A 26,116-nucleotide genomic window follows, 5' to 3' on the forward strand; every position below is an offset into this window, starting at 1 on the left:
CTAAAATAGATGCATTTGCATGTATCACTGCCTGCAACAGGGTACGGCATCATTTTGTTCCCGGTGTGTCGCCCTACTCGGCGGGGCTGGAAGTGGATCGGCGGCCCGAGACTTTGGGAATCATTCCGGTGGTCCAGTCCAAGTGGTCGCCCGCGCCATGGCCGGCGATGCCGTCCTTCACGACGTCGGGGCGTTGCGTGAGTGCCCTGAGCAGCGACTTCTTCTCCCGACGGCCCTCGACCAGCTTGTAGAGGACGGGCACCAGGACAAGCGTCAAAGCCGTGGACGAAACAAGGCCACCGATGACAACGATCGCGAGCGGGCGGGAAATGAACCCGCCGCCGCCCGTGAGGCCCAAAGCCATGGGCGTCAGCGCGAATACGGTAGCAAGCGCCGTCATGAGGATCGGGCGCAGCCGCTGCCTGGCGCCGTGGGTGATGGCATTCGCCACGCTCATTCCCGGGCGGCCATCGTGTGGTTTGCGGTACTGGTTGATGAGGTCGATCAGGACGATCGCATTGGTCACGACGATTCCCACCAACATCAGCATGCCGATCAGGGAAGGCAGTCCGAGGGGAACACCCGTGACCAGGAGCAAAGCGATGGCGCCCGTTGCCGCAAAAGGCACGGACACCAAGAGGATGAGGGGCTGGATGAGGGACTTGAACGCGGCCACCATGATGACGTAGACAATGGCGACGGCTGCCAGGAGCGCGAGGCCGAGCTGCCGGAACGAGTCCGCCTGCTGCGACGTGGCGCCGCCGATCGTAGCGGTAACGCCTGCCGGCAGCTGCACGGAGGCGAGCCGTTCACTGACTGCCGTGCTGACGGCACCAAGGTTGGAGCCCGACGGCGTGACGGTCACCTTCGCGCTCCGCTGGCCGTTGCTGCTGGTGATGGATACCGGAGTGTCCACTTGCTCCACCGACGCGATGCTCGACAGCGGGACGGGCCCGGCCGGCGTCGGGAGATTGATGCCCCTGACGTCGGCGATGCTGGTGAAGTGCGTGCCTTCGCCGATCTGCACCGGGAAGTCCGTGGTGTCGATGCGGACAGTGCCTGCGGGGATGGGGCTGACCGTGGACGCCAGGACGCCGGCAACTTGCTCCTCGTTCAGCCCGGCGGCGACGGCCTTGGCGCGATCGACCTTCACCTGGACCACGGACTGGCTGGCATCCAGGTTGGTGGCTACCTCGGCGCTCCCGGGCACGCCGTCCATGGCTTTCGCCACGGCGTCGCTCGCGGTCTTGAGATCCGCCGAGTTGGCGGCGTTGATGGTGATGTCCACACTGGAAGAGGTGCCCAGACCACCTTGCTGCGCGCCAACAGTGACCTTCCCGGCAGCCGCGGCGCCCGCGAGCCGGGACCGGACCGTGTCCTGCAGTTTCTGCTGGTCAGCCTTGTCGTCCGTCACCACGGTGAACGTCGAGTTGGAAGCGCCACTTGAGGTGAGCGCGGCGAAACCCGTTTGGGCGTTGCCCGAAGTGACCTGGACGTCCTTGACGCCGTCGATCCCGCGGAGGACCGATTCCACTTGCGCCGCGGCGGCGCCGGTCTGCGCCAGGCTGGTGCCGGCAGGAAGGACCTGGCGCACGGTCATGCTGTTCTGGCCGGAGTCACCGAGCAAGTCCGTGGCGAGCAGCGGGGACATGGCAGCGGTTCCGCCCAACACCAGGACGGCGGCGACGATCGTCATGACCGGGTGCTTTTGGGTTTTGAGCAGGATGGGCAAATACCCGCGCTGCAGGCGGCTGCGCTGCTCGGCCTCGTGCGCCTTGGTTCGGGCGTCTTCCGCGGCACGCACGTCCTCCGCGTCCGCGGCCGGCGATGAAGACTTGAGGAACCAGTACGCCAGCACCGGAACGATCGTGAGGGACACGAGCAACGAGGACAACAGGGCGATGGTCACAGTCAGGGCGAAGGGCCGGAACAATTCACCCGCCAGGTTGCCCACAAAGGCGATCGGCAGGAAGACGGCAACCGTGGTGAGGGTGGACGCCGTGATCGCACCGGCAACTTCCCGGATGGAATTGAGGATGGCCCCGAGCTTGTGCTCACCATAGCTGAGGTGCCGTTTGATGTTCTCGATCACCACGATCGAGTCGTCCACCACGCGGCCGATCGCGATGGTCAACGCGCCGAGGGTGAGGATGTTGAGCGAGTAGTGGGTCGCCGATATTCCAATGAACGTGATCAGGAGCGACAACGGAATGGAGACGGCCGTCACGAGCGTGGAGCGCACGGACATCAGGAACACAAGGATGACCGCCACCGCGAAGCCAAGTCCAAGAAGGCCTTCCGTGGTGAGGTCCTTGATGGATTTTTCGATGTACGGGGCCTGGTCGAACACCGGCGTAAAGTGCGCATTGGAGCCGAGTTCGGCTTCCATCTGCGGAATGGAATCCTTGACGGCGTGCGAAATGGCGACCGTGTCGCCGTCGGGCTTTTTCGTGATGGACAGGGCGAGCGTCGGCTTCCCGTTGGTCCGGGTAATCGAGGTTGCGGCGTCGTCCTGGATGCTCACGTCGGCAACGCCGCCGATTGTGGTACCGGCCTTCGCCCCGGTAAGCGGCAGGCCCTTGATGACGTCGAGGGAGTCCACGGGGCTGCCGATCTGCAGGGAGAGAGTCTTGCCCTGATCATCGATGGTTCCGGCCGGGACCAGCGTCCCGTTGTTCTTGAGGGCACTCGTGAGCGACTGGACTGTGGCGCCGTTCGCGGCCATGGCCTGGGCTTTGGGCTGGATCAGGATGTGCTGGGTGGCTCCACCTGTCACTTCGGCGCCGCGGACCCCATCCAGTTTCTGGAGTCGGGGCACGCTCAAGCGCTGCAGGTCTGTATTCAGCTCACTGAGGGGCTTGTCCGAAGACACTGCCAGGTACACGATCGGGAAGTCGCTGATGCTGCCCGCAAAAGACCGGGGCTCGACGTCGGCGGGCAGCACGCGCTTGGCGTTGGAGATGGCGCGATCGATCTGGTTCCGTGCTCGGTCCAGGTTCGAACCGTACGTAAACACCATGGTGATCTGCGAAACACCATTCCGCGACGTCGATGTGGTCGATTCCAGGCCCTCGACACTGTTCAGCGCTGTTTCGAGCGGGCGGCTGAGTTGCTTGTCGACAACTTCCGGTGACGCGCCCGGCATGGCCGTGATCACTGAGATCTGCGGGAACTCGATCGAAGGAATGAGCTCCTGCTTGAGGGACGACATGGTGATCACGCCGAACACCGCCGCGAAGACGGTGATCAGCGCGATCAGTGCCCTGTTCGCCAGTGAAAGTTTTGCCAGACGGAACATTGCACTGTCTCCTGGGATCTACGGTCTGTTTCTTGTCTCGAACCGGCCGCAGCCCGGACGGTTGCTAGTGCTGGACGGCGTTTGCAGGCTCAAGTTGGAGAGAACGGGAGGTGCTCGCTTCCAGCTCGGCCGCAAGTTCCGGATTGTCGTTCAGTTTGACGCCGTAGCCGGGCATCATTTCCTTGAGTTTGGACTGCCAGCCCTTGAAGTTCTTCGGGAAGGACCGCTGGAGCATCTCGATCATGATGGGGACGGCGGTGGATGCGCCGGGAGATGCGCCGAGCAGTGCTCCGATGGAGCCGTCACGAGCCGTGATGACTTCGGTGCCGAACTGCAGCACTCCGCCCTTCTTGGAGTCTTTCTTGATGATCTGCACCCGCTGGCCTGCGGTGATGAGCTCCCAGTTGCCGCCGTCGGCCTGGGGGTAGTACTCGCGGAGGGACTCCACCTTGGCGTCGTGGCGCTTGGCCACTTCCTTGATCAGGTACGCAGTCAGGTCCATGTTGTCCTTGGCCACCGCAAGCATCGGGATGATGTTGCTGGGGCGGATGGACAGCGGCAGGTCAAGGTAGCTGCTCGTCTTGAGGAAGTTGGTGGAGAAACCGGCGTACGGGCCGAAAAGAAGTGAACGCTTGCCGTCAACGTAGCGGGTATCAAGGTGCGGCACGGACATGGGCGGGGCGCCCACGGAGGCCTGGCCGTAAACCTTGGCGCTGTGCTGGCCGGCGATGGCCTCGTCGGTGCAGCGGAAGAACTGCCCTGACACCGGGAAACCGCCGTAGCCCTTGCTTTCCGGGATGCCCGATGCCTGGAGCAGGTGGAGTGCTCCACCGCCGGCGCCGACGAAGACGAACTTGGCGTGGATCTGGCCGTGCTCGCCGGAAGCGGGGTGCTTGAGCGAAAGGTCCCAACCGCCGTCGGAGGCTTTGCTCACGTTGGTGACGTCGTGGCCATAGTTGACTTCAACGCCGTTGTCGGCGAGGTAGCCGGTCAGCTCGCGGGTCAAAGCGCCGAAGTCGACGTCGGTGCCTTCCGCTGCGCGGGTGGCGGCAACGCGCTGCTTGGCGTCGCGGCCCTTGACGATCAACGGGGCCCACTTGGCGATCTGTGCCTGGTCTTCCGTGTATTCCATGCTGCGGAAGAGCGTGTTGGGCTTGAGTGCCTCGTAGCGGGTCTTGAGGAAGTCGGCGTGCTTGTCGCCGATGACGAAGCTCATATGGGGAACGGTGTTGATGAAGCCCTTGGGGGAGCCGATCAACTTATTGTCCACAAGGTGGGACCAGAACTGGCGGGAGAGCTGGAATTGCTCGTTGATGTGGAGGGCCTTGGACGGGTCAACCGAGCCGTCCTTCGCTGCGGGCGAGTAATTAAGCTCACAGAGCGCTGCATGCCCGGTTCCCGCGTTGTTCCACGGTCCGGAGCTTTCCAGGCCGGCTTCGTCGAGTCGCTCAAAGAGGGAGATGGTCCAGCTGGGTTCGAGTTGCTTGATGAACGCACCCAGGGTTGCGCTCATGATCCCGCCCCCAATAAGGACGACGTCAGCGTGGTGTGTCTTGGAAATGAAGGTCACGATCTATCTCCGATAGCGGCGGCACTGGCTGTCACAGAATATCCCCGCGTGGGCACATAACTGAAATTGCGGCGGGACGTCAAGACTTCAGGCGAACGTTTGTAAAAACTTCGTTTAAGACAGGCGACGCAGGGTACTTCTCGACGCGGTCGGAAAGGGCCAAAGCCGAGATTGGGAAAGCGATGGGTACTGCAGGGACGGTCGCAGCGATCTGGGCATTGATGGTCTGGTACTGGGAGTTGCGGTCGGCGCCGTCGGGGAGTCCCCGGGCCCGGTCGATCTTTGAGAACACCTGTGGATCGCTGTAGCCGAACTCGCCGTTGTTCTCTCCGAAGAGGGTGCCCACGAAATTGTCCGGGTCAGAGTAGGCGCCATTCCAACCGAGCAAATGGAGCGCATGGTCACCCGGGGACTGGACCTTCTGGAGGTAGCCGTCATCCCAATTCACCGGTACGGGCTTGATGTTCAGCCCGATGGCGGTGAGCTCTGCGCTGATCTCCGCGTAGATCTTCTCCGGAGTGGGAAGGTAGGCACGCGTGACGTTGAGCGGATAGTAGAACTTGAGTTCCTCGCCTTTATAGCCGGACTTGGCGAGCAGCTGCTTGGCCTTGTCAGGGTCGTATCCCAAGGACGGTGCGTTGTTGTTGAAGCCGCTTAGCTTGGGGGGAACGAATTGGGACGCCGGTGAGGTGTTGTCGATGAAGAACTTGTGGATGAGTGTGTCTTTGTCGATGGCCATCTCGATTGCCTGGCGCACCCCAAGGTTCTGGAGGGGCGCCACGGACTCGTTCATCCCGAGGTACATCACGGAGAACGGATCCCGTTGGACAATTTGCATGCCCTTCTTGACCAGTTGGTCGAAGGTGCCGGCGGTGACAAGGTCGTATCCGTCGATGGTTCCGGCGAGCAGGGCCTGGAGCCGGGCCTGCGGGTAGTCGAACGGAATGAAGTTGACCGTGGCTATCTCTCCGCGGTCGCCCCAGTAGCCCTTGTAGCTGGTGAGCGTGATGCGGTCCTTGCCCCAGGAGGAGAAAACGTAGGGGCCCGTGCCCACGGGGTGGGAGGCGTATGCCGACGCCGGTTGTCCTGACAGTTTCCTGTCCAGGACGTTGGCATTGCCGTCGGCCAACGCTTTCGGGGACGACATTGCGAACGCCGGCAGCGTCAAGGCCTGCAGGAAGCCCGTGAAGGGCTTGGTCAGGTTGATTTGGACGTGGTCGGGAGAGACAACCTTGCAGTTCTTGAAGAGCGAAAGCGAAGCGTCGTCCGAGAAGGATTTGAAGACGCTCTTGAATGCGATGCCCGGTGCCTGCTGACGCACGCTTGCCGGGAAGTTGAACCAACGGTTGAAGTTGCCGCAGACAGCGGCGGCGTCAAAGGCGGTTCCATCGTGGAAGGTGACCTTCGACCGCAACGTGAAGTCGTAGCTGAGTCCGTCATTCCCTTGCGACCAGGACGTGGCCAGCAGGGGAGTCGGTTGGCCGGTGGACGAGTCGACTCCCACGAGGCCCTCCATCACTTGCCGCGTGATGCGATACGCCTCGGAGTCGTTCGTCAGGGCGGGATCCAGGCCAAGGGGCATCGACGGGGTGCCAAAGTTGAAGGTCTTGCTCGGCTCCGCCGGAGCGCCGCCTGCGGCCGATGTGGACGGTACCGGTCCAGGACTTACCGTGCACGAAGTCAAGGCCACGGCCAGAAGGCCTGCGCCGATTTGTAGCGTGACTCGGCGAAGCTTGCTGCTTACCACTCTTGTCCCCTCAAGGCAGTTGGACGGGCTGGGGCCCGCGGCAGCCGGACCGCAGTCCAGTCTAGTTCAGGGCCCTGAGTCCCGGCTGGAAACGGAAGTGCCCCGGCCAATGACCGGGGCACTTCCTGAATGTGCGCAAGGGGGGACTTGAACCCCCACGCCCGAAGGCACAGGAACCTAAATCCTGCGTGTCTGCCAATTTCACCACTCGCGCTGGTGCTGGTACCCGGACCGGGATTCAGGTTACCCTGCCCCGGTCATATACCGGCCTCTATTGTACCCGCGGTTTTGCGTCAGCCGTTCCAGCCTCGCCTACGCGGCCGCGCGGTGCCTACTAATCGAGTTTGAGGTCCCTGCGCAGTTTTGCGACATGGCCGGTGGCCCGCACGTTGTACTGGGCCACGGCCACCTTGCCGTCCGGATCCACCACTATCGTTGAGCGGATCAGGCCTTGGTACGTGCGCCCATAGTTCTTCTTTTCGCCCCAAGCCGCATAGGCGTCAGCGACCTGGTGCCCTTCATCGGACAGGAGGGGAAACGTCAGTGACTCTTCGGCCACAAACTTTTCCAGATCCTTCACGGTGTCCGGAGAGATGCCAAGGACGTCGTAACCGGCAGCCTGGAGGGTCGCGAGGGAGTCGCGGAAGTCGCAGGCCTGCTTGGCGCATGCCGGTGTGGAAGCCGCGGGGTAGAAATAGATGACCGTATTGCGGCCACGGTGCGAGGCCAGGCTGACTTCGCGACCCGTGTGGTCCTTGAGGGTGAAGTCCGGGGCAGTGTCGCCTGGAATGAGTCGTTCAGCCATTTGTGCTCCTTGCTAGCGTCCGCGACCACTCAGCTTAGTGACGAGTTGGCCGCTTCACGAATTGAACCCCGGCCTGATCTGCGCCGGGCGGTCTATATACTGGCCCTTATGCCTGATATGGAACGGTGGCCCACCGGGCGCCTGCTCTCCACGGCCGCGCGCCTCGTGGAGCATGCCTGGAACGAGAAACTGCGCGGTATGGACCTGACCCATGCCGGGGTCATTGTCATGGAAGTTCTTGCCGTCAACGGACCGACCACCCAGTCGATGCTCGCACAGATTGTCCGGGTTCAGGCGCAGACAATGGGGAAGACGCTTACCAGGCTGGAGACCCACGGCCACGTCAGCCGCGCCCGCAGCATTTCCGACCGCCGTAGCCAAGTGGTCAGTTTGACCGAAGCGGGGGAGCGCACCCTCGGGCTAGCCACGCAGTTGGAACGCGAAGTGCTTGCACCGGTGCCGGTGGACACAGCCAAACTGCGGCGGGAACTCCAAGCGCTCGTACGCGAACTGGCGAACAACCATTCCTCGGCTGTTGTAAGTGACATTGTGGCCGCAGTGGATTCAGGCGCGGCCCCGGGCGAAGTTTCCAACTAAGCTTCCGCAGCTCGCTCCGGTGCCCCGGCCCGGCCTGGGTGAAGCCTGCCGAAAAGCAAAAAGATCCCTGGACGGCCATTCAGCCATCCAGGGATCTTCCCTTTGGTGCACCCCCCGGGACTTGAACCCGGAACCCATTGATTAAGAGTCAATTGCTCTGCCAATTGAGCTAGAGGTGCAATTGTTTGTTGCCGCGATGCAAAGAAATAACCCTTGAGCGGCCGCTGCCGCTCAAGGGTCCTTCCCTTTGGTGCACCCCCCGGGACTTGAACCCGGAACCCATTGATTAAGAGTCAATTGCTCTGCCAATTGAGCTAGAGGTGCATTTGTCGATTTCGATCAGCTGGGGGCTTTTCTTCCCTCGTTGATCTCCGCAACGACATGTAACTCTACACGACACTTGCCGAAGTGTGAAATCGGCGTGGGCGTCCTGCGCGCCCCTAGCTGGCAGCCTTCAGGACCAGCGCAAAATCAGGGTTTTGGTTGTTGCTGAGGACCCAAAGTGTGCCGTCCGGCGCATGGGAAACGTCCCTTAGTCGTCCGTACTGGGCTGTGAGGTATGCCACGGGATTCCCCGCCGTTTCTCCGCTCAGCGGTACCGTCCACAAACGCTGCCCGCGCAGCGCGCACGTGAACGCAGTTCCGTTCACGATTTCGAGCCCGCTCGGCGAGGCATCCGCCGTCGACGGCCAGACCACCTTGGCATCGATGTAACCGGCGCGGCCGGGCGCCCCTGTCACTTGTGGCCAACCGTAGTTGCCGCCCGCTTCGATGAGGTTGAGTTCGTCGTTGACATCGGGTCCGAATTCGCTCGCCCAGAGCCTTCCCGAGCTGTCCCAGGCCAGCCCTTGCACATTGCGGTGTCCGTAGCTGTAGACCGGGTTGTTGCCGAACGGGTTGCCCGGCGCCGGCTTCCCCTCGGGGGTAAGCCGCAGGATCTTGCCGCCAAGCGCATTGCGGTCCTGTGCTTGCTCCGGGTGCTGCGCATCTCCCGTGCCGACATAGAGGAACCCATCCGGGCCGAAGCGGATGCGCCCGCCATTGTGGGTCGATGCTTTCGGAATGCCGGCGAAGATGACTTCGGGTGTGCCGAGGCTCAGCCGCTCCGCAGCCTGCTCAAGGCGGGTGCGCGAAATCCTGTTGTCCGATTCGCCGGTGAAATAGGCGTAGAGCAGCCGGTCGCTGGCGAATGCCGGGGAGAGTGCCAGCCCCAACAGGCCGCCTTCGCCGCCGGGTACGACGCCGGGAAACTCACCGACCGTCGTGGCCCGATCATTCCTGACCGATTTGATGAGCTTGGTGTCCCGTTCGGAGATGATCGCAGTGCCGTCGTCGAGGAACACGATGGACCACGGGATTGTCAGATTGAGGTCAAGCTTCCGAAGCAACTCCGGTCCGCTGCCTTGGGTGCCGGAGGGCTGGGCCGCGCGTGATTGGCTCGCGGACGACGTAGGCCCTGGTCCGGGGGCGCCCCCTGTGCAAGCGCTCAGCAGCAAGGCCGCGAGGCATGCCACCGCTGTCACAGTCCGGACAAGTGCAAGGCGGGACCGGAGAATGCTCCCCGATCCCGCCTTTGCCTGATTCATGAGTTCCAGGCCCGTGCCCTGGGGCTTCAGGTCCCTGGGGCTCTCAGCGGCGGTTCCTGCGAGGCGGCCGGAAACCTGCTGCCTCGGCGTGGGCGCTCGAAATAAACCAGACCTCCGCCTTGACTTCGTCGTAGGACGGGCTGTCTTCATCGTGGTAGGTCATGGTGTCCGCGTTGCCTTTGACGGTGTAGCCATCTGGGCCGCTCCCGTCCGCGCCGGCCGCGGCCGAGCCTTCACCGTACGGCTGGTCGGCGGCGAGATGCCCGCCCAACGGCGGCGCGCCGGTTGAATCCTCGGCTGGGGTGGTTGACTCAGGCGTCGAGACCGCGCCGGGAGTCTCGGTCCGGTCTTCTTGCACCCCTTCCGCAGTGTCGACTGCCTCCGCAGCGGCGGATTCTGCACCGGGAAGCGTCGGTGCATGGGCGTCGGTGTACTCGCGGTGGTGAATCGGAGCGGGGGGCACGGGTGCGCCGCCTTCGCTCCAGGTCGCTTCCCACTCGGCGCTATCGGCCAACTGTTCCGGGGTGGCCGGTTCGGTGCCCGAAGACGCCGGAACGCCGGTAGCGGCCGGAACGGAGGGTCCGGCGTCGGCCGCCGTAACGTCGTCGGCCGTCACGCCCCCTTCAAGTTCAGGCTCGGCGGCAACCGTCCCGGCGTCCTCGGAAACCGCCGCTTCGGAAACCGCCTCCTCGGACAGCACGGGTTCCGAGAGCGTGGGCTCCTCGAACACGGGCTCCTCCACCGAGGCTCCGGTCGCCGGGGACTCTTCCTCGGCGGCCATTCCGGTTTCGAGGGGAGGGACAGGGCGCTCCCAGTCGTCGACGTCGACGCCGCCCGCCTCGGTTGCCGCTTCCGGCTCGGGTTCCGGTTCCGGCTCCGGCTCGGGCTCGGCTTCGGGTGCGGCCGCGCGCGACTCGGCCAAGTTTTGTTCGGCGGTCGCGGCCGCTGCCACCAAAGGGGCCGAACCCGTCAAGGCAGCTGCTGTGACGTCCATCTGTGGAGAGGAAACGGTCGGCGAGGGTGAGGACGGGGCCATGACGCCGGAGGAAGACTTCGCGCGGTTGCGGCTCAAGAGCCACCAGACAATCGCGACGATCAACACGATGACGATGACCGTGATCAACCATTCCATGGGTGGAGCCCTTCTGTTCGAGTGGCGCAGTTGTCGTGATTTGACGTTACGTCCGCGTCACGAGGCTGTCTAGGTTAGTCAATCGATTCGCGGCCTTTAGGACTCGCGCGATCCTGTCGGCCGGAGATGCAGCCGATAATGGGACCGATATCTCACATATCGAGACGACCGTCCATTATTTGAATGAAATATTGAATGAAATAGCGCTGAATTCTCGTTAACCGCTGATCATGTTCGTTGGCCACAGTCCAAGAGTCATAGACTCGTGCCCATGAGTGACCACACCCCAATTGCGACAGACAACCAGCCGGACATCAAGCCACGCAGCCGGGTCGTAACGGACGGCATCCATGCCGCCCCCGCGCGAGGCATGTTCCGGGCCGTCGGCATGGGCGATGACGACTTCGCCAAGCCCCAGATCGGCGTCGCGAGCTCGTGGAACGAAATTACCCCCTGCAACCTCTCGCTGAACCGACTCGCCCAGGGCGCCAAGGAAGGCGTTCACGCCGGCGGTGGGTTCCCGATGCAGTTTGGCACCATCTCCGTTTCGGACGGCATTTCCATGGGCCACGAAGGCATGCACTTCTCCCTTGTTTCGCGCGAAGTCATTGCCGACTCCGTTGAAACCGTCATGCAGGCTGAGCGCATCGACGGTTCTGTCCTGCTAGCCGGTTGCGACAAGTCCCTCCCCGGCATGCTGATGGCAGCCGCCCGCCTGGATCTCGCCAGCGTCTTCCTTTACGCCGGTTCCATCATGCCGGGCTGGGTCAAGCTCGAGGACGGCTCCGAGAAGGAAGTCACCCTCATTGACGCCTTCGAAGCCGTGGGCGCGTGCGCTGCCGGCAAGATGAGCAAGGGTGACCTGGATCGCATCGAACGCGCGATCTGTCCGGGTGAAGGCGCCTGCGGCGGTATGTACACGGCGAATACCATGGCGTGCATCGGCGAAGCCCTCGGCATGTCACTCCCGGGCTCGGCAGCCCCGCCCTCGGCAGACCGCCGTCGTGATGACTTTGCCCGCAAGTCCGGCGAGGCAGTCGTCAACCTGCTCCGCCTCGGCATCACCGCCCGGGACATCATGACCAAGAAGGCGTTCGAGAACGCCATCGCCGTCACCATGGCCTTCGGTGGTTCCACGAACGCCGTCCTGCACCTGCTCGCGATCGCCCGTGAAGCCGAGGTCGAACTGACCCTGGACGACTTCAACCGCATCGGCGACAAGATCCCGCACCTGGGTGACCTGAAGCCCTTCGGCCGCTATGTCATGACCGACGTCGACAAGATCGGCGGCGTGCCGGTCATCATGAAGGCGCTGCTCGACGCCGGCCTGCTGCACGGCGACTGCCTGACGGTCACGGGCAAGACCCTCGCCGAGAACCTGGCCTCCATCAACCCGCCGGACCTCGACGGCAAGATCCTGCGTGCGCTGGACAACCCGATCCACAAGACCGGCGGCATCACCATCCTGCACGGTTCCATGGCCCCGGAAGGTGCCGTCGTGAAGAGTGCCGGCTTCGACGCCGATGTCTTCGAAGGAACCGCGCGCGTGTTCGAACGCGAGCAGGGTGCACTCGACGCTTTGGACAAGGGCGAGATCAAGGCCGGAGACGTCGTCGTGATCCGTTACGAAGGTCCCAAGGGCGGCCCGGGCATGCGTGAGATGCTCGCCATCACCGGCGCCATCAAGGGCGCGGGCCTCGGCAAGGATGTTCTCCTGCTGACCGATGGCCGCTTCTCCGGAGGTACCACCGGTCTCTGCATCGGGCACGTTGCGCCTGAAGCCGTCGACGGCGGACCCATCGCCTTCGTCAAGGACGGCGACAAGATCCGCGTGGACATAGCCGCCCGTTCGTTCGACCTCCTGGTGGACGAAGCCGAACTCGAGTCCCGCAAGATCGGCTGGGAGCCCCTCCCGGCCAAATTCACCAAGGGCGTCCTGGCCAAGTACGCCAAGCTGGTCCACAGCGCCTCCACAGGCGCGTACTGCGGCTGACGCCAAGTAGCCCGTGCCTCCAGCGGTGACAAGGCCGCTGGAGGCGGCAGGGCTTAATAAGGGCTGGTCCGAGGGGCCCCGGCCGGACGGCGTTCACGCCGGAGGGTGGGGGTAGGACCAACCCGTGGACAATGGGGTCCACATAGTGAGATGAGATCTTCACCGTTTGACACTTATCTCACAAAGAGGGAACACTGAACGCATGATCGCATTCGTTACTGTCGGCGCCACCGTGGGCACTGTCGTACTTACCAAGCGCGTGGCTTCCTAGCCCGACTGGTAACGAACCGTCACGCGCAACCCCTCGAAGAGCCGCAAGGCTGAGGGGTTTTTTTATTTCCCACAGGGGACGGCGCATTTAGCAACAACCGCATGAACGCAGTACCCAAGCAGTAACTTTCACTAATTGAAGATCCCCAAAGGAAGAGTCCGATGAGCAAAGGATCGCCGATCAGCCCCTCGCTGATGGCTGCAAAGTCCGCTGGAGCCCCCAAAGCTCCGGAAAAGGTCGACCGTCCGGCTGACGCCGTCGTCGACAATGCTGCAACTCTCTCTCCTGTACTCGGGCCGAACAACGTTGTACCCCCAACGGTGATGACCGGCTCGGAAGCTATTGTCCGCTCGCTCGAAGAACTCGGCGTGGACGATATTTTTGGTTTGCCCGGTGGTGCGATCCTCCCCACCTATGACCCTTTGATGGCCTCCAAGATGAATCACGTCCTGGTCCGTCACGAACAGGGAGCCGGCCACGCAGCCCAAGGCTACGCCATGGTTACCGGACGGGTTGGCGTCTGCATCGCCACCTCGGGCCCCGGTGCCACCAACCTCGTTACCGCCATCATGGATGCCCACATGGACTCCGTGCCGCTCGTGGCCATTACCGGCCAGGTATCGGCTTCTGTCATTGGCACGGATGCCTTCCAGGAAGCGGACATCGTCGGCATCACCATGCCGATCACCAAGCACTCCTTCCTGGTGACGGATCCCAACGACATTCCGCATGTCATGGCCGAGGCTTTCCACCTTGCAAGCACCGGGCGTCCCGGTCCCGTATTGGTGGACATCGCCAAGAACGCCCAGCAGGGCACCATGACCTTCTCCTGGCCACCCAAGATCGATTTGCCGGGTTATCGTCCGGTGGTCCGCGGCCACAACAAGCAGGTGCGCGAGGCTGCCCGGCTGATCGCCGCGGCAAGCAAGCCCGTGCTGTACGTGGGTGGCGGAGTGGTCAAGGCGCATGCTTCGGCCGAATTGCGCGAACTCGCGGAGCTCACCGGAGCGCCCGTGGTGACCACACTCATGGCCCGCGGCGCGTTCCCGGATTCCCACCCCCAGCACGTCGGCATGCCCGGCATGCACGGCACGGTTTCCGCGGTGACCGCACTGCAGCAGTCCGATCTGCTGATCACCCTTGGTGCGCGCTTCGATGACCGGGTGACGGGTGTCCTGAGCACCTTCGCTCCGCATGCAAAGATCATCCACGCGGACATCGACCCCGCGGAGATCTCCAAGAACCGCGTGGCAGACGTTCCGATCGTGGGTTCCGTCAAGGAAATCATTCCGGAACTGAGCGAGGCCGTCCGGACCGCTTTCGAACAATCCGGCACTCCGGACCTCGACGGTTGGTGGGCGTTCCTGAACAACCTCCGCGATACCTACCCCCTCGGTTGGACCGAACCGGAAGACGGACTCAGTGCCCCCCAGCGGGTCATCGAACGCATTGGTGCGCTGACGGGTCCGGAAGGAATCTACGTTGCGGGCGTTGGCCAGCACCAGATGTGGGCCGCGCAGTTCATCAAGTACGAGCGTCCTCACGCCTGGCTGAATTCCGGCGGTGCGGGCACCATGGGTTATGCGGTGCCGGCAGCCATGGGCGCCAAGGTCGGCGAACCCGACCGCGTGGTCTGGGCGATCGACGGTGACGGCTGCTTCCAGATGACCAACCAGGAACTGGCCACCTGCGCCATCAACAAGATTCCCATCAAGGTTGCCATCATCAACAACTCCTCGCTGGGCATGGTGCGCCAGTGGCAGACCCTCTTCTATGAAGGCCGCTACTCCAACACCGACCTGAACACCGGCCACGACACCGTCCGTATCCCGGACTTCGTCAAGCTGGCAGACGCTTACGGCTGTGCCGCGTTCCGTTGCGAGCGGGACGAGGACATCGACGCCACCATCCAGAAGGCCTTGGAAATCAATGACCGTCCCGTGGTCATCGACTTCGTGGTCAGCCCGAACTCCATGGTGTGGCCGATGGTCCCCTCCGGAGTCTCGAACGACCAGATCCAGGTTGCCCGCAACATGACCCCGGAATGGGAAGAGGAGGACTAGCCATGAGCCGCCACACACTGTCCGTTCTGGTCGAAGACAAGCCCGGCGTGCTGACCCGCGTGGCCAGCCTCTTCGCCCGGCGGGCCTTCAACATCAACTCCCTGGCCGTCGGCCCCACCGAGGTTTCCGGGATTTCCCGGATGACCGTCGTCGTCGACGCCGATGGCGACCTCATCGAGCAGGTCACCAAACAGCTCAACAAACTGATCAACGTGATCAAGATTGTCGAGCTGACTTCAGAATCTTCCGTGCAACGTGACCACATCCTGGTCAAGGTACGTGCGGATGCCGCGACACGCCTGCAGGTCACCCAAGCTGCAGACTTGTTCCGTGCCTCAGTGGTTGACGTTTCCACAGACTCGGTGGTCATTGAGGCAACCGGTACCCCGGAAAAGCTCGCAGCGCTGCTTTCAGTGCTGGAGCCGTTCGGCATCCGCGAAATAGTGCAGTCCGGCACCTTGGCCGTTGGGCGGGGATCCCGCTCCATGAGTGACAGGGCTTTGCGCAGCGCTTAGGCACTGTCCTAGGTACTGCGTAGCAGCCCGATACCGAACCACAGACAATATCTACAAAACCACTCAAGAGGAGTTACGCAAGTGACTGAAATGTTCTACGACGACGACGCAGACCTGTCGATCATCCAGGGTCGCAAGGTTGCCATTGTCGGCTACGGTTCCCAGGGCCACGCCCACGCGCTGAACCTGCGCGACTCCGGCGTCGAGGTTGTCATCGCGCTCAAGGAAGGCTCGAAGTCGATCGCCAAGGCCGAGGACGCAGGCTTCACGGTCAAGAACGTTGCCGACGCCGCCGAATGGGCCGACGTCATCATGATCCTGGCACCGGACCAGCACCAGCGTGCGATCTACAACGACTCCATCAAGGACAAGCTGACCGCAGGCAAGGCCCTTGCCTTCGCCCACGGCTTCAACATCCGCTTCGGCTACATCGAGGCGCCCGAGGGCGTTGACGTCATCCTGATCGCCCCGAAGGCTCCGGGCCACACCGTGCGCCGCGAATTCGAAGCCGGCCGCGGTATCCCGGACATCATCGCCGTCGAGCAGGACGCTTCCGGTTCCGCTTGGGAACTGGCCAAGTCCTACGCGAAGGCGATCGGCGGCACCCGCGCCGGCGTCATCAAGACCACCTTCACCGAAGAGACTGAAACCGACCTCTTCGGCGAGCAGGCTGTCCTGTGCGGCGGCGTCTCCCAGCTGATCCAGTACGGCTTCGAAACCCTGACCGAGGCCGGCTACCAGCCGCAGATCGCCTACTTCGAGGTTCTTCACGAGCTCAAGCTCATCGTTGACCTCATGTGGGAGGGCGGCATCGCCAAGCAGCGCTGGAGCGTTTCCGACACCGCGGAATACGGCGACTACGTCTCCGGCCCGCGCGTCATCGACCCCCGGGTCAAGGAAAACATGGCCGGCGTCCTCGCCGACATCCAGTCCGGCGCTTTCGCCAAGCGTTTCATTGACGACCAGGACAACGGTGCAGTCGAGTTCAAGGAACTGCGCGCCAAGGCAGAGCAGCACCCGATCGAGGGTGTCGGCCGCGAGCTGCGTTCCCTGTTCTCCTGGCAGCAGCAGGACGAGGACTACGTCGAAGGCTCCGCAGCCCGCTAATCAAGGCACCCGTTGAGGCCGCGGCAGGAGCCGTAGCAATTCAACACAGAACGCCGTTCGGGATAGGCTCGAAATGAAGCCGCCCGGCATGGAGGCCGGACCCGGTATACCGGGTCCGGCCTTCGTCGTCAAAGAATCGTTTCACCAAAACCCCACCTGAAAAAGAGAGCTAAAGAGGTCACCGGTGACTAGCACCAAACCAGTAGTACTCCTCGCTGAGGAACTTTCGCCCGCCACGATCGAGGCCCTTGGTCCGGACTTCGAAATCCGCCAAACCGACGGTGCGGACCGGTCCCAGCTGCTCTCCGCAATCGTCGACGTCGACGCCATCCTTGTGCGTTCAGCCACCCAGGTGGACGCCGAGGCAATTGCCGCAGCCAAGAACCTCAAGATCATCGCGCGTGCAGGCGTCGGCCTGGACAACGTGGACATCAAGGCCGCCACCCAGGCCGGCGTCATGGTGGTCAACGCCCCGACGTCGAACATTGTGTCCGCCGCCGAACTCACGGTCGGCCACATCCTCAGCCTTGCCCGCCACATTCCCCAGGCCAGTTCCGCCCTGAAGGGCGGCGAGTGGAAGCGCTCCAAGTACACGGGCATCGAACTCTTCGAGAAGAAGATCGGCATCATCGGCCTCGGACGCATTGGAGCGCTCGTGGCTGCCCGCCTGCAGGGCTTCGAGACCGAGATCCTCGCCTACGACCCCTACATCACCTCCGCACGCGCGGCGCAGCTCGGCGTCAAGCTCGTCACCCTGGACGAGCTGCTGGAGAAGTCGGACTTCATCACCATCCATATGCCCAAAACCCCGGAAACGGTGGGCATGCTGGGCGCCGACGCCTTCAAGAAGATGAAGGAAACGGCCTATGTGGTCAATGTCGCCCGTGGCGGCCTGATCGACGAGGAAGCCCTCCACGAGGCTTTGGAAGACGGTCAGATCGCCGGCGCCGCTGTCGACGTGTTCGTCAAGGAGCCGAGCACCGACCTTCCGTTCTTCGGCATGGACAATGTCATCGTGACGCCCCACCTGGGTGCCTCCACGGACGAAGCCCAGGAAAAGGCCGGCGTCTCCGTGGCGAAGTCCGTGCGCCTCGCCCTCGCCGGCGAACTCGTGCCGGATGCCGTCAACGTCGCCGGTGGCGTGATCGCCTCCGACGTCCGCCCCGGAATCCCGCTGATCGAGAAGCTCGGCCGGATCTTCACGGCCCTGACCCATGCATCCCTGACGCAGATCGACGTCGAGGTCGCGGGCGAAATCTCCAGCCTGGACGTGAAGGTCCTTGAGCTGGCAGCGCTCAAGGGCGTGTTCGCCGACGTCGTGACCGAGCAGGTCTCCTACGTCAACGCACCCGTCATCGCCGAGCAGCGCGGCATCAACACCCGCCTGATCACGACGCCGGAAGCCGAGGACTACCGCAACGTCCTGACCATCCGCGGGGCCCTTAGCGACGGCTCCCAGATTTCCGTAGCCGGCACGCTCACCGGGCCCAAGCAGGTCCAGAAGCTCGTGGGCGTCAACGGCTACGATGTCGAAATCCCGATCAGCGAGCACTTGGTGGTTGTTTCCTACGCGGACCGTCCCGGTGTCATCGGCACCATCGGCCACATCCTGGGCATGAACAACATCAATATCGGCGGCATGCAGGTGGCCCGCCAGAGCGAAGGCGGCCAGGTCCTGGCGCTGCTCACGATCGACACTTCGGTGCCGCAGCAGGTCCTTGAAGCCATCAAGGCCGGCATCGGTGCCGACATGGTTCGTGAAGTCGACCTGGAGGACTAGCATCCGAACCGTTTGAGCTAGAAACGTGTGCCGCAGTTCACATCGGCCACATATTATTGGCCGGTCTGCCTACAATGGCTTGGTCCGAAATTCGGAACCGGCGGCAGGCCGGCCAATATCTTTTGCACGCACCCGGTGGATTCCTATTGCCTCGGCATGGTTCCAGGGACAGCAGTGTGCACACCCGCAATCCAGGACTCAGGGAGCCCTATGAACGCCGTCCAGAGGTTCATCCGAAGCCGCGTGCTTCTGTTGACCGCGGCCATTTTGATCGTCGCCATGTGTTTGTCCGTATTCATCCAGAGCCAGTCGCAGGCCGCGCTGAACCGGACAGTGGATGAGAACTCACGCGGCCTGTACGACATCCTGGTCCAGGCCAAGTCCGCGGACACCAAGGACGGCGGGGCGCTCCTCCAGCCGGACATCGCGAACGGCCAGGGCGGCATCAGCTTCCCGCAACTCGAGAAGATCCGTGGGCTGGGCGGTACGTCCGTCGCGGCGCCGATCAGCCTCGTTTCCCGGGTGACGCAGAACCTGGAAACCCCGCGGCTTGATGCCATGGATTACCTTGGCTACAACGCGGGGCTGGCTGGTGGGGCCACCGCTGGAGATCCGACCGGAACTGACTCGAAGAACTGGCCCGCGCCAGAGTCCGTCCTTCCCGCGCAGCCCAAAAAGTACCGCCTGACGGCCACTGCAGTGAGCTCCGATGGAGTGTCCCAGCAAACCCTCTTCCAGACCAGCGCTGAAGGCACGCTCGGCAAGGGGCAGGTCATAGAGCAGCAGACTGCCGGGGGCAAGAGCATCCGCATCGCCGGCCCGGCAGGGGAGACCGGCATCAAGTTCCCTGCGCCTGCCGGTGGTTCGGAACACAACCTCTTCAACCTTTCGGTGGCCCTGCCCATGGCTCCCCAGGTCACAGAGTCTGTCGTCGCCGTCGATCCGACAGCTGAACGCGCCCTCTTGGGCTCGGCCGGAGACTTCCTTGCACCGCTGCAAAAGGCTCCGCCGGCCGACACCCGCAACGCCGGTGCCATCGGTCGCTACTTCGAACAACTCTTCGCCAAGAGCCCTACGCAACAGGAACTCGAACAGGGCCCGGATTTCATGGGCGTCAAGCTCAAATACTGGGCACCCCTCATGACCCAGTACCAACAGGCAAAGCTGTCCGGCCAGATCACCGATGCCTCGCAGGCCATTCCTTTGATCGTCCGGCAGGGAACCTCATTGGATCTGAAGTATTCGGTCAAGATCCAGGAAATCGATGATTCGGGCAAGGTCGTCAACGACGTCGGCACTGTCTCGCGTTCCTTGGACAAGGACTACCTGCCGTTCGTGTCAAAGTCGCCCTTCGCCCTCGAATGGCCCGGATCCACGGACCACAGCCAGTTGCTCGGCAACACGGGCAACTTCAGCCAAGGCCTGTACCAGCCGGCCCAGTGGAGCACCGACTTCGCCGCGGCACCCAAGTACAAGGACGGCGAAACCTCCGCGAATGGAGCCGTCGGCAAGTCCGCCACACCGGGGGACTGGGTGACGGTCAACAAGCTTCCCGAGAAATCGGCTTTCGGGGCGATGGTGGACCAGAGCCAGCGCAAGCCGGTCGACGAGCGCTCGTACCGGGAGAACCTTGCCACGGGATCGAAGCCCGCTACCCCACTGCCGATGGTCTACGGGACATTTGATCCCGCCCAGGTCCAGAAAGCGGCGGGCGACGTCAACAAGCTGCCCTTGGGCGGTTATGACCCGGCCCCGATGACGCTCCAGAAGGACGCTTCGGGCAATGACACCGCGGCCAAGGGCCTCAAGCCCTCGCTGAGCGCCACGGGCTTGGTCAGCCAGTCTGCCGGTGCAATTACCGACTACTACGGCCTTGCCGCAGCGCGCGGTTACGATTCCAACGCCAACGTGATCGATGCCATCCGGGTCCGCGCCAGCGCGCCAGGCAACTGGAAGCAAGCCCAACCGGAGGTCGACAAGCTCGCGGCCCAGATCCGCGACATGGGGCTCGAAGCCACAGTGGTGGCCGGCTCCGCGCGTGAAGACGCCAACATCTTCGTGCCCGGATACTCGAAGGACGACGCCGGCAAGGAATCCGCGCTGGGCACCGTCCAGCAGTCCTGGGTTCGGCAGGATGCCGCCGATGCCGTTTCCGGCTCCCTGACAGGCACCAACATCACCCTCCTCTTCCTGACGCTGTGCGGGGCCACACTCCTGACCGGCGCTTCCACCGTCAGCTATATCCGCCAGCGACGCAGCGAGGCGGGGATCCTCCGCGCCATGGGCTGGACCCAAAGGAAGATCCGCAGTTGGGTCCTTGAGGAGTTCGGTATCGGTGCGGGGATCGTTGCCGTGGCAGGCATTGCGCTGAGCCTCCTGAGCTGGAACCTGGCTACGGTCATTGTTTCCGCATCCGTGCTGTTCATCTACTGCGCTGCCGCCTACATAGCGGCCCAGCAATTGCGGCACCGGGACGTCGTCGACCAGGAACCCCAACACGATGAACGCCTGATCGCGGTGGATTCGCCGCTGACGTTCGCGTACCGCCAACTGGTCACGCACCGTTTCAGCTCAGTGGCGCTGGCCGTGGCCGTGGGCGTCTTCGGGGCGGCCGTTGGTGCCCTGATCGCCTTGCTCATCGACATCCCGCGCGCGGCTGGAGCGAGTGCCCTCAGCGGGCTCGCCTCCGCCACCATCGCGCTGCCAAGCGTCATCCTGGCGGTCTCCGGGGTGCTCGTGGGCCTCGTGCTGACCTTGGTCACCGGTCGCTTCGAACTCCAGGCCAGGCGCGAGCAGCTCGGCACGCTGCGGGCCATGGGCTGGAACCCGGACATGCTGGGGCAGGTCAGATTCTTCGAAAATGCCTTGGTCGGAGCCGTGGCCCTGATCCTGGGCGTCCTGGGGGCGCTGGGCCTGGGCCTGTTGCTCGCTCCTTATGCCGCACTTTGGGCCGCCTTGGCCGGAGTGTTGGCCGTAATTTGCTGGATTCCCATTGCAACGAAAGTGGTCAAATGACTGACAATCTCGAACCCGATCTGACCGCGACCACGGAATCCACCGACGAGTCGTTCCAGACCCGCGCCAACACCATCGTCCGGGCAGCGGACCACGGTATGCCCCTCCAGTTGAGCAACATCACCATCCGCTACGGCGGTGACAAGGGTGGCGCAGAGCCCGTGACCGTCGTCGAGGATTTCAACCTGACCCTGCACGCCGGTGAGATGCACTGCGTCGCCGGGCGAAGCGGCTCAGGCAAGACCAGCATCCTGACGGTGGGCGCGGGACTCACGCTTCCGACGTCGGGCCGTGTCCTCTGGGAGGGCGACTCCCTCGAGAAAATGGGCGACGACGAAATCGCCGACCGCCGCCGCGCGCTGATCGGGTATGTGGACCAGGGCGGTGCCTTGATCGACGGCATGAGCGCCTTGGAGAACGTGCTGTTGCCGGCTGTTCCCGACGGCGAAGTGGAGCAGCGCACTGAAATGGCGAAGGACCTGCTGGACCTGGTGGGGCTGGGCCGGCGCATGCGCCACCGTCCGGCGCAGCTTTCCGGCGGTGAGCGCCAGCGTGTCGCCATCGCCCGCGCCCTGATCCTGGGCACCCGTGTCCTCGTGGTGGATGAGCCAACGGCCAGCCTCGACCGCACCTCGGCAAACCGCATCATCAGCATCCTGAAGGACACCACCAGTGACGGGATTGCCGTGTTGGTGGCCTCGCACGACCACGAGCTTGTCAGGCTCAGCGATACGCTGACTGAATTGAACTAGTCCCCACCGCCACCCTCGCCTCGCAAGTCCCCAGCCGCCCCCTAGCTTCGCAAGCTCAGCCAGGGAACCCGGCGGCTGTGGGCCCACAGCCAGGGAACCCGGCGGCTGTGGGCCCACGGCCAGGGAACCCTGGCGGCGTGGGCCCCGCCGATGCCTCCGGACCGGCCGTCATATGCGGCCGGTCCGGTCTTTCCATCTCCAAGAGAAGGTAACTTCGTAGAGTGACGTCTCCAGATAAACCCCCGTTCTACATCACCACCGCCATTACGTACCCGAACGGCGAGCCGCATATCGGGCATGCCTACGAGTACATCGCCACCGACGCGATGGCCCGGTTCAAGCGCCTCGACGGCTACGACGTGATGTTCCTGACCGGTACGGACGAGCACGGCATGAAGATTGCCCAGGCCGCGGAGAAGGAAGGCATCACGCCCAAGGAACTCGTGGACCGGAATGCCGAAATCTACAAGGCGGCCCACGCTGCCTTGGGCATCTCGTACGACCGCTTCATCCGCACCACTGACGCTGATCACTACGCCGCTTCGCAGGCCATCTGGAGGAAGATGGAAGCCAAGGGGGACATCTACCTGTCCAAGTACGAGGGCTGGTACTCGGTCCGCGACGAGGCTTACTACACCGAGGACGAGACCGTACTGAAGGACGACGGCGTCCGCTACTCGCGCGGTACCGACACCGAAGTGACTTGGACCGCGGAGGAGAGCTACTTCTTCCGCTTGTCCGCCTACCAGGACAAGTTGCTCGCCTTGTACGAGGAGCAGCCGGAATTCGGCGCCCCCCAGTACCGCTTCAACGAGGTCATCAGCTTCGTCAAGCAGGGCCTGCAGGACTTGTCCATCAGCCGGACGACGTTCGACTGGGGCGTTCCGGTGCCGGGGAACGACAAGCACGTCATGTACGTGTGGGTTGACGCCCTGACCAATTACCTGACGGGGGTCGGCTACCCGGATGCCGATTCGGAGGCCTTCCGTAAGTTCTGGCCCGCGGACGTCCACGTCATCGGCAAGGACATCTCCCGGTTCCATGCGATCTTCTGGCCCGCTTTCCTGATGAGCGCCGGCCTGGAATTGCCCAAGCGCGTCATGATCCACGGCTTCCTGACCAACAATGGGGTCAAGATGTCAAAGTCCCTCGGCAACGTGGTGGCTCCCAAGGATTTCGTCGAGCAGTACGGCCTGGACCAGGTGCGTTTCTTCTTCCTCCGCGAAGTGCCCTTCGGCGCCGACGGCAGCTACAACCACGAGGCGATCGTGGGCCGCATGAACGCAGACCTCGCCAACAACTTCGGCAACCTGGCACAGCGTTCGCTGTCCATGGTGGCCAAGAACTGCGAAGGCAAGGTGCCGGTCCCCGGCGAATTCTCAGCCGAGGACTCCGCGCTACTGGCCCAGGCCGGCGAACTGCTGGACGTGGCCCGCGCCGCTTTCGAGAAGCAGGAATTCAGCCGTGCCCTCGAGGCGATCTGGGCCGTGCTGGGTGACACCAACGCGTACTTCGCCGAGCAGGCCCCGTGGGTGCTGCGCAAGACCGACGTCGAGCGCATGAACACCGTCCTCTACGTCACGCTGGAGGTTGTCCGGATCGTGGCGATCCTCGCCCAGCCGGTCATGCCGACGTCGGCCGCCAAGCTGCTTGAGGTGCTGGGACAGCCGGAAGGCGAGGCCCGCCAGTTCGCGGCCATCGCCACTCCGATCGTCCCCGGCACGGAGCTCCCGGCCCCGGCCCCGGTCTTTCCGCGTTACGAGGAGCCCGCCGAGTCCTAGACGCTCGCTCACTTACACCGCCTTTTTGGCCAACGCCCGCTCACTTTTGCGGTGCGTGACACCCCCTCACCCCGCCGGGTGAGGGGGTGTTCCTTTTACCGTCCCACGACCGGTCGGTGTCCGGAGGCGGGTTCGGCCGGTCACATGAGTTCCAAGTGGTGCCCTCCCGCCAGCGAGTGGAGATCCATCCGGAGCAGGTAGCGGCCGGTACAAGGCTCACAGCTTGCCGCCTGCAAACGCGTACCTGCCACTCGCGTTAATCAGGAGATGGAAACCTAGCCTGAAAGGCAAGCGAACTGATGACACTTTCTGGGGAGTAACTGTCAAGATTCATCTCGCTGGTTGAGGTCTCCCGTACTTGTCTTTCCTGGGTCTCGAAGACGGTTACTCCGCAAAGTCTGGTCAGCTCGAACCTGATTGTGGTTGGAGGGACCGAAATGAAACGAACTATTGCCACCATGGGGGTTGTGGGCCTGGGATTGCTAGGTGCCACAGTGTCGGCGAATGCCGCACCCTCGGACAAGATCGCCATCTGCCACGCCACCCATTCGGCGTCGCACCCTTATGTAGCAGTGACCCTCAGCTTGTCGGCGCTGTCCGGTCATATCGCAGACACCGCCGACATCATTCCCGCAAACGCCGGCAGCTTTATGCCCAACGGGCAAAACCTCACTCCGGAGAACATCGCCATCCTTAACGCTGGCTGCGTCGTGGCGGGTCCGCCGGTGGCTAGCCCGCCGGTGACCACCCCGCCGACCGACCCGGTGACGAGCCCGCCGACGGACCCGGTGACGAGCCCGCCGACGGACCCGGTGACGAGCCCGCCGACGGACCCGGTGACGAGCCCGCCGACGGACCCGGTGACGAGCCCGCCGGTGGAGCAGGTGGGGCCCGTGACACCGCCGGTCGTCACGCCTGTGGTTCCACCCGTCGCTGTGCCGGCAGCGCCTGTGCCTGCAGCCGTCACTCCGGTCACGGCCGCAACCGCACCGGACCCCGCAGTGACCAACGTGGGCTACAACGTCCAGACGGCCGTTGGCGGGAAGGCGGATGCAGGTATCCCCGGATGGCTTGCCGGCCTGACTGCTCTCTTCAGCGCAGTGGCCGCGTTTGTCGTCGTGAGGAGCGGGGTTCGGGCCCGCAAGGCAGACCGCTAGGCAAACCCGGCTGGGTGCCGCAATCTGATGGGCGGCACCCAGCCACTTGCTCCACTATCTCCAGGAGTGATCATGGCCAGTCACCGCTACACGCGGCAGTCCCGCGCAGTCGGTATCCGTGGCCTGCTCATTAGTTTCAGGGATCTTCTGGTGTTGGCGGTCTGCGTCGGGGGGCTGCTTGCGTCCTGGCTGGTCTACGGCGTCTCCGGCCCCGGGAACCCGGCCGCGTTCGGCGCGGGGCCAACGGCAGGGACGTCCCTCGTAGCCGCGCCGGCCGTCCCCTCGGCTTCGCCCCGGAGTTCCGCGCCCGATTCCGTTCCGGGGAGCCGGGCGCCTTCGTCGCCTGCTCCTGCGAACAAGCCCGGGGGGAACAGGGCGGCAGTTGGCGCTCCTGCGACTGCGCCGGGAACGCCGCCTCTTCCTGCGGCGTCGGCCCCATTGCAGATTACGTACCCGGCCGTCGGCCTGGATGTGGCGGTTCACCCGCTGCGACCGGACCCCGCTGGCGGGCAGAGCATTGAGCCGCCGGAGACGATGGATGCATATTGGCTCAGTACGTTCGGAACCCCCGGAGCGGGCTCGACGAATACCACCTACGTGATCGGGCACAGTTGGGAGGGCCTCGATGCGCCCTTCAACCATCTCAGCTATGCGGCGGCCCCCGGGGATGAGCTCAAAGTCGTCACGGCAAGGGGAACGATGACATACAAAGTCGAATCCGTTACGACGTACACAAAATCGACTTTGAAAGACAGTCCCGTCTGGGCGGCGGTGCCCAACCGACTGGTCCTGATCAGTTGCTACACCCAGGATCTCTGGGGCAAAAATGTCGCCGTGGTCGCTTCACCTGTTTCCGGCAAGTAACTGCCCGCGGAGGGAAGACCCTCGACCGCTCAAATGGTGAGACGATTTTGACCAGAATGTGGATGCATTGGCAGTCTGAAAAC

The 26,116-nt window shown here is 63.5% G+C and carries 17 protein-coding genes and 3 tRNA genes; 11 read left to right on the forward strand and 9 right to left on the reverse strand.

The window, feature by feature from the left end:
• Positions 1–73 precede the first annotated feature (73 nt).
• The 5 genes from AC1DJW_RS02645 to bcp form a co-directional block, all read right to left on the reverse strand.
• Positions 74–3,298, reverse strand: coding sequence for an efflux RND transporter permease subunit (locus AC1DJW_RS02645; RefSeq protein WP_476900626.1), 3,225 nt, complete (start codon positions 3,296–3,298; stop codon positions 74–76).
• Positions 3,299–3,362: 64 nt separating this feature from the next.
• On the reverse strand, positions 3,363–4,868 hold the full coding sequence (locus tag AC1DJW_RS02650) for a malate:quinone oxidoreductase (protein WP_390278970.1): 1,506 nt from the start codon (positions 4,866–4,868) through the stop codon (positions 3,363–3,365).
• Between the two features lie 79 nt (positions 4,869–4,947).
• A complete protein-coding gene (locus AC1DJW_RS02655) occupies positions 4,948–6,615 on the reverse strand; it encodes an ABC transporter substrate-binding protein (protein WP_284751169.1) in 1,668 nt (555 codons plus the stop codon).
• Positions 6,616–6,747: 132 nt separating this feature from the next.
• Positions 6,748–6,829, reverse strand: a tRNA-Leu gene (locus AC1DJW_RS02660).
• Positions 6,830–6,949: 120 nt separating this feature from the next.
• Positions 6,950–7,420: a thioredoxin-dependent thiol peroxidase gene (bcp, locus tag AC1DJW_RS02665; RefSeq protein ID WP_390278968.1), complete on the reverse strand. Its 471-nt coding sequence runs from the start codon at positions 7,418–7,420 to the stop codon at positions 6,950–6,952.
• Positions 7,421–7,528: 108 nt separating this feature from the next.
• Between bcp and AC1DJW_RS02670 the strand changes: the two genes are divergently transcribed.
• The gene (locus AC1DJW_RS02670) at positions 7,529–8,017 is read left to right on the forward strand and encodes a MarR family winged helix-turn-helix transcriptional regulator (protein ID WP_284751167.1); all 489 of its coding nucleotides are present in this window, start codon (positions 7,529–7,531) and stop codon (positions 8,015–8,017) included.
• Between the two features lie 103 nt (positions 8,018–8,120).
• Here AC1DJW_RS02670 and AC1DJW_RS02675 read toward each other — a convergent pair.
• The 4 genes from AC1DJW_RS02675 to AC1DJW_RS02690 form a co-directional block, all read right to left on the reverse strand.
• Positions 8,121–8,196 (reverse strand) — tRNA-Lys (locus AC1DJW_RS02675).
• A gap of 69 nt (positions 8,197–8,265) precedes the next feature.
• Positions 8,266–8,341: transfer RNA gene (locus AC1DJW_RS02680), tRNA-Lys, on the reverse strand.
• A gap of 116 nt (positions 8,342–8,457) precedes the next feature.
• Positions 8,458–9,603 carry a PQQ-dependent sugar dehydrogenase gene (locus tag AC1DJW_RS02685; RefSeq protein WP_476900627.1) on the reverse strand — a complete coding sequence of 382 codons (1,146 nt, stop codon included), beginning with the start codon at positions 9,601–9,603 and terminating at the stop codon, positions 8,458–8,460.
• Between the two features lie 43 nt (positions 9,604–9,646).
• Complete coding sequence (locus AC1DJW_RS02690; RefSeq protein ID WP_476900628.1) at positions 9,647–10,735, reverse strand: sunset domain-containing protein; 1,089 nt, start codon at positions 10,733–10,735, stop codon at positions 9,647–9,649.
• A gap of 271 nt (positions 10,736–11,006) precedes the next feature.
• Here AC1DJW_RS02690 and ilvD point away from each other — a divergent pair, with 271 nt between their 5' ends.
• The 10 genes from ilvD to AC1DJW_RS02740 all read left to right on the forward strand — a co-directional run bounded on the left by ilvD (position 11,007) and on the right by AC1DJW_RS02740 (position 26,033).
• Positions 11,007–12,728 (forward strand): dihydroxy-acid dehydratase, encoded by a 1,722-nt coding sequence (gene ilvD, locus AC1DJW_RS02695; RefSeq protein ID WP_284751164.1) that lies wholly within the window; start codon positions 11,007–11,009, stop codon positions 12,726–12,728.
• A gap of 432 nt (positions 12,729–13,160) precedes the next feature.
• Positions 13,161–15,062, forward strand: a complete 1,902-nt coding sequence (locus AC1DJW_RS02700; RefSeq protein ID WP_284751163.1) for an acetolactate synthase large subunit — start codon at positions 13,161–13,163, stop codon at positions 15,060–15,062.
• 2 nt (positions 15,063–15,064) lie between these two features.
• Positions 15,065–15,577, forward strand: a complete 513-nt coding sequence (gene ilvN / locus AC1DJW_RS02705; RefSeq protein ID WP_028264679.1) for an acetolactate synthase small subunit — start codon at positions 15,065–15,067, stop codon at positions 15,575–15,577.
• An 81-nt stretch (positions 15,578–15,658) separates the two neighbouring features.
• Positions 15,659–16,684 (forward strand): ketol-acid reductoisomerase, encoded by a 1,026-nt coding sequence (ilvC, locus tag AC1DJW_RS02710; protein ID WP_078108575.1) that lies wholly within the window; start codon positions 15,659–15,661, stop codon positions 16,682–16,684.
• 184 nt (positions 16,685–16,868) lie between these two features.
• The gene (gene serA / locus AC1DJW_RS02715) at positions 16,869–18,464 is read left to right on the forward strand and encodes a phosphoglycerate dehydrogenase (RefSeq protein WP_390278961.1); all 1,596 of its coding nucleotides are present in this window, start codon (positions 16,869–16,871) and stop codon (positions 18,462–18,464) included.
• Positions 18,465–18,674: 210 nt separating this feature from the next.
• On the forward strand, positions 18,675–21,479 hold the full coding sequence (locus AC1DJW_RS02720; RefSeq protein ID WP_390278959.1) for an ABC transporter permease: 2,805 nt from the start codon (positions 18,675–18,677) through the stop codon (positions 21,477–21,479).
• The gene (locus AC1DJW_RS02725) at positions 21,476–22,231 is read left to right on the forward strand and encodes an ABC transporter ATP-binding protein (protein WP_078108578.1); all 756 of its coding nucleotides are present in this window, start codon (positions 21,476–21,478) and stop codon (positions 22,229–22,231) included. The genes AC1DJW_RS02720 and AC1DJW_RS02725 overlap by 4 nt, the downstream gene beginning before the upstream one ends.
• Positions 22,232–22,452: 221 nt before the next feature.
• Positions 22,453–24,012 carry a methionine--tRNA ligase gene (metG, locus tag AC1DJW_RS02730; protein WP_476900629.1) on the forward strand — a complete coding sequence of 520 codons (1,560 nt, stop codon included), beginning with the start codon at positions 22,453–22,455 and terminating at the stop codon, positions 24,010–24,012.
• 437 nt (positions 24,013–24,449) lie between these two features.
• Positions 24,450–25,169, forward strand: coding sequence for a hypothetical protein (locus AC1DJW_RS02735; RefSeq protein WP_476900630.1), 720 nt, complete (start codon positions 24,450–24,452; stop codon positions 25,167–25,169).
• 72 nt (positions 25,170–25,241) lie between these two features.
• Complete coding sequence (locus AC1DJW_RS02740) at positions 25,242–26,033, forward strand: class F sortase (RefSeq protein WP_476900631.1); 792 nt, start codon at positions 25,242–25,244, stop codon at positions 26,031–26,033.
• Positions 26,034–26,116: the final 83 nt, after the last annotated feature.

The organism is Arthrobacter sp. 05L417, assembly GCF_056397865.1.

Coding starts and splice junctions, on each gene's coding strand:
- AC1DJW_RS02670 (WP_284751167.1), top strand. CDS start 7,529: ATGCCTGATATGGAACGGTGGCCCACCGGGCGCCTGCTCTCCACGGCC.
- AC1DJW_RS02645 (WP_476900626.1), bottom strand. CDS start 3,298: ATGTTCCGTCTGGCAAAACTTTCACTGGCGAACAGGGCACTGATCGCG.
- AC1DJW_RS02740 (WP_476900631.1), top strand. CDS start 25,242: ATGGCCAGTCACCGCTACACGCGGCAGTCCCGCGCAGTCGGTATCCGT.
- ilvN (WP_028264679.1), top strand. CDS start 15,065: ATGAGCCGCCACACACTGTCCGTTCTGGTCGAAGACAAGCCCGGCGTG.
- bcp (WP_390278968.1), bottom strand. CDS start 7,420: ATGGCTGAACGACTCATTCCAGGCGACACTGCCCCGGACTTCACCCTC.
- AC1DJW_RS02685 (WP_476900627.1), bottom strand. CDS start 9,603: ATGAATCAGGCAAAGGCGGGATCGGGGAGCATTCTCCGGTCCCGCCTT.
- AC1DJW_RS02725 (WP_078108578.1), top strand. CDS start 21,476: ATGACTGACAATCTCGAACCCGATCTGACCGCGACCACGGAATCCACC.
- AC1DJW_RS02735 (WP_476900630.1), top strand. CDS start 24,450: ATGAAACGAACTATTGCCACCATGGGGGTTGTGGGCCTGGGATTGCTA.
- AC1DJW_RS02700 (WP_284751163.1), top strand. CDS start 13,161: ATGAGCAAAGGATCGCCGATCAGCCCCTCGCTGATGGCTGCAAAGTCC.
- ilvD (WP_284751164.1), top strand. CDS start 11,007: ATGAGTGACCACACCCCAATTGCGACAGACAACCAGCCGGACATCAAG.
- AC1DJW_RS02720 (WP_390278959.1), top strand. CDS start 18,675: ATGAACGCCGTCCAGAGGTTCATCCGAAGCCGCGTGCTTCTGTTGACC.
- AC1DJW_RS02690 (WP_476900628.1), bottom strand. CDS start 10,735: ATGGAATGGTTGATCACGGTCATCGTCATCGTGTTGATCGTCGCGATT.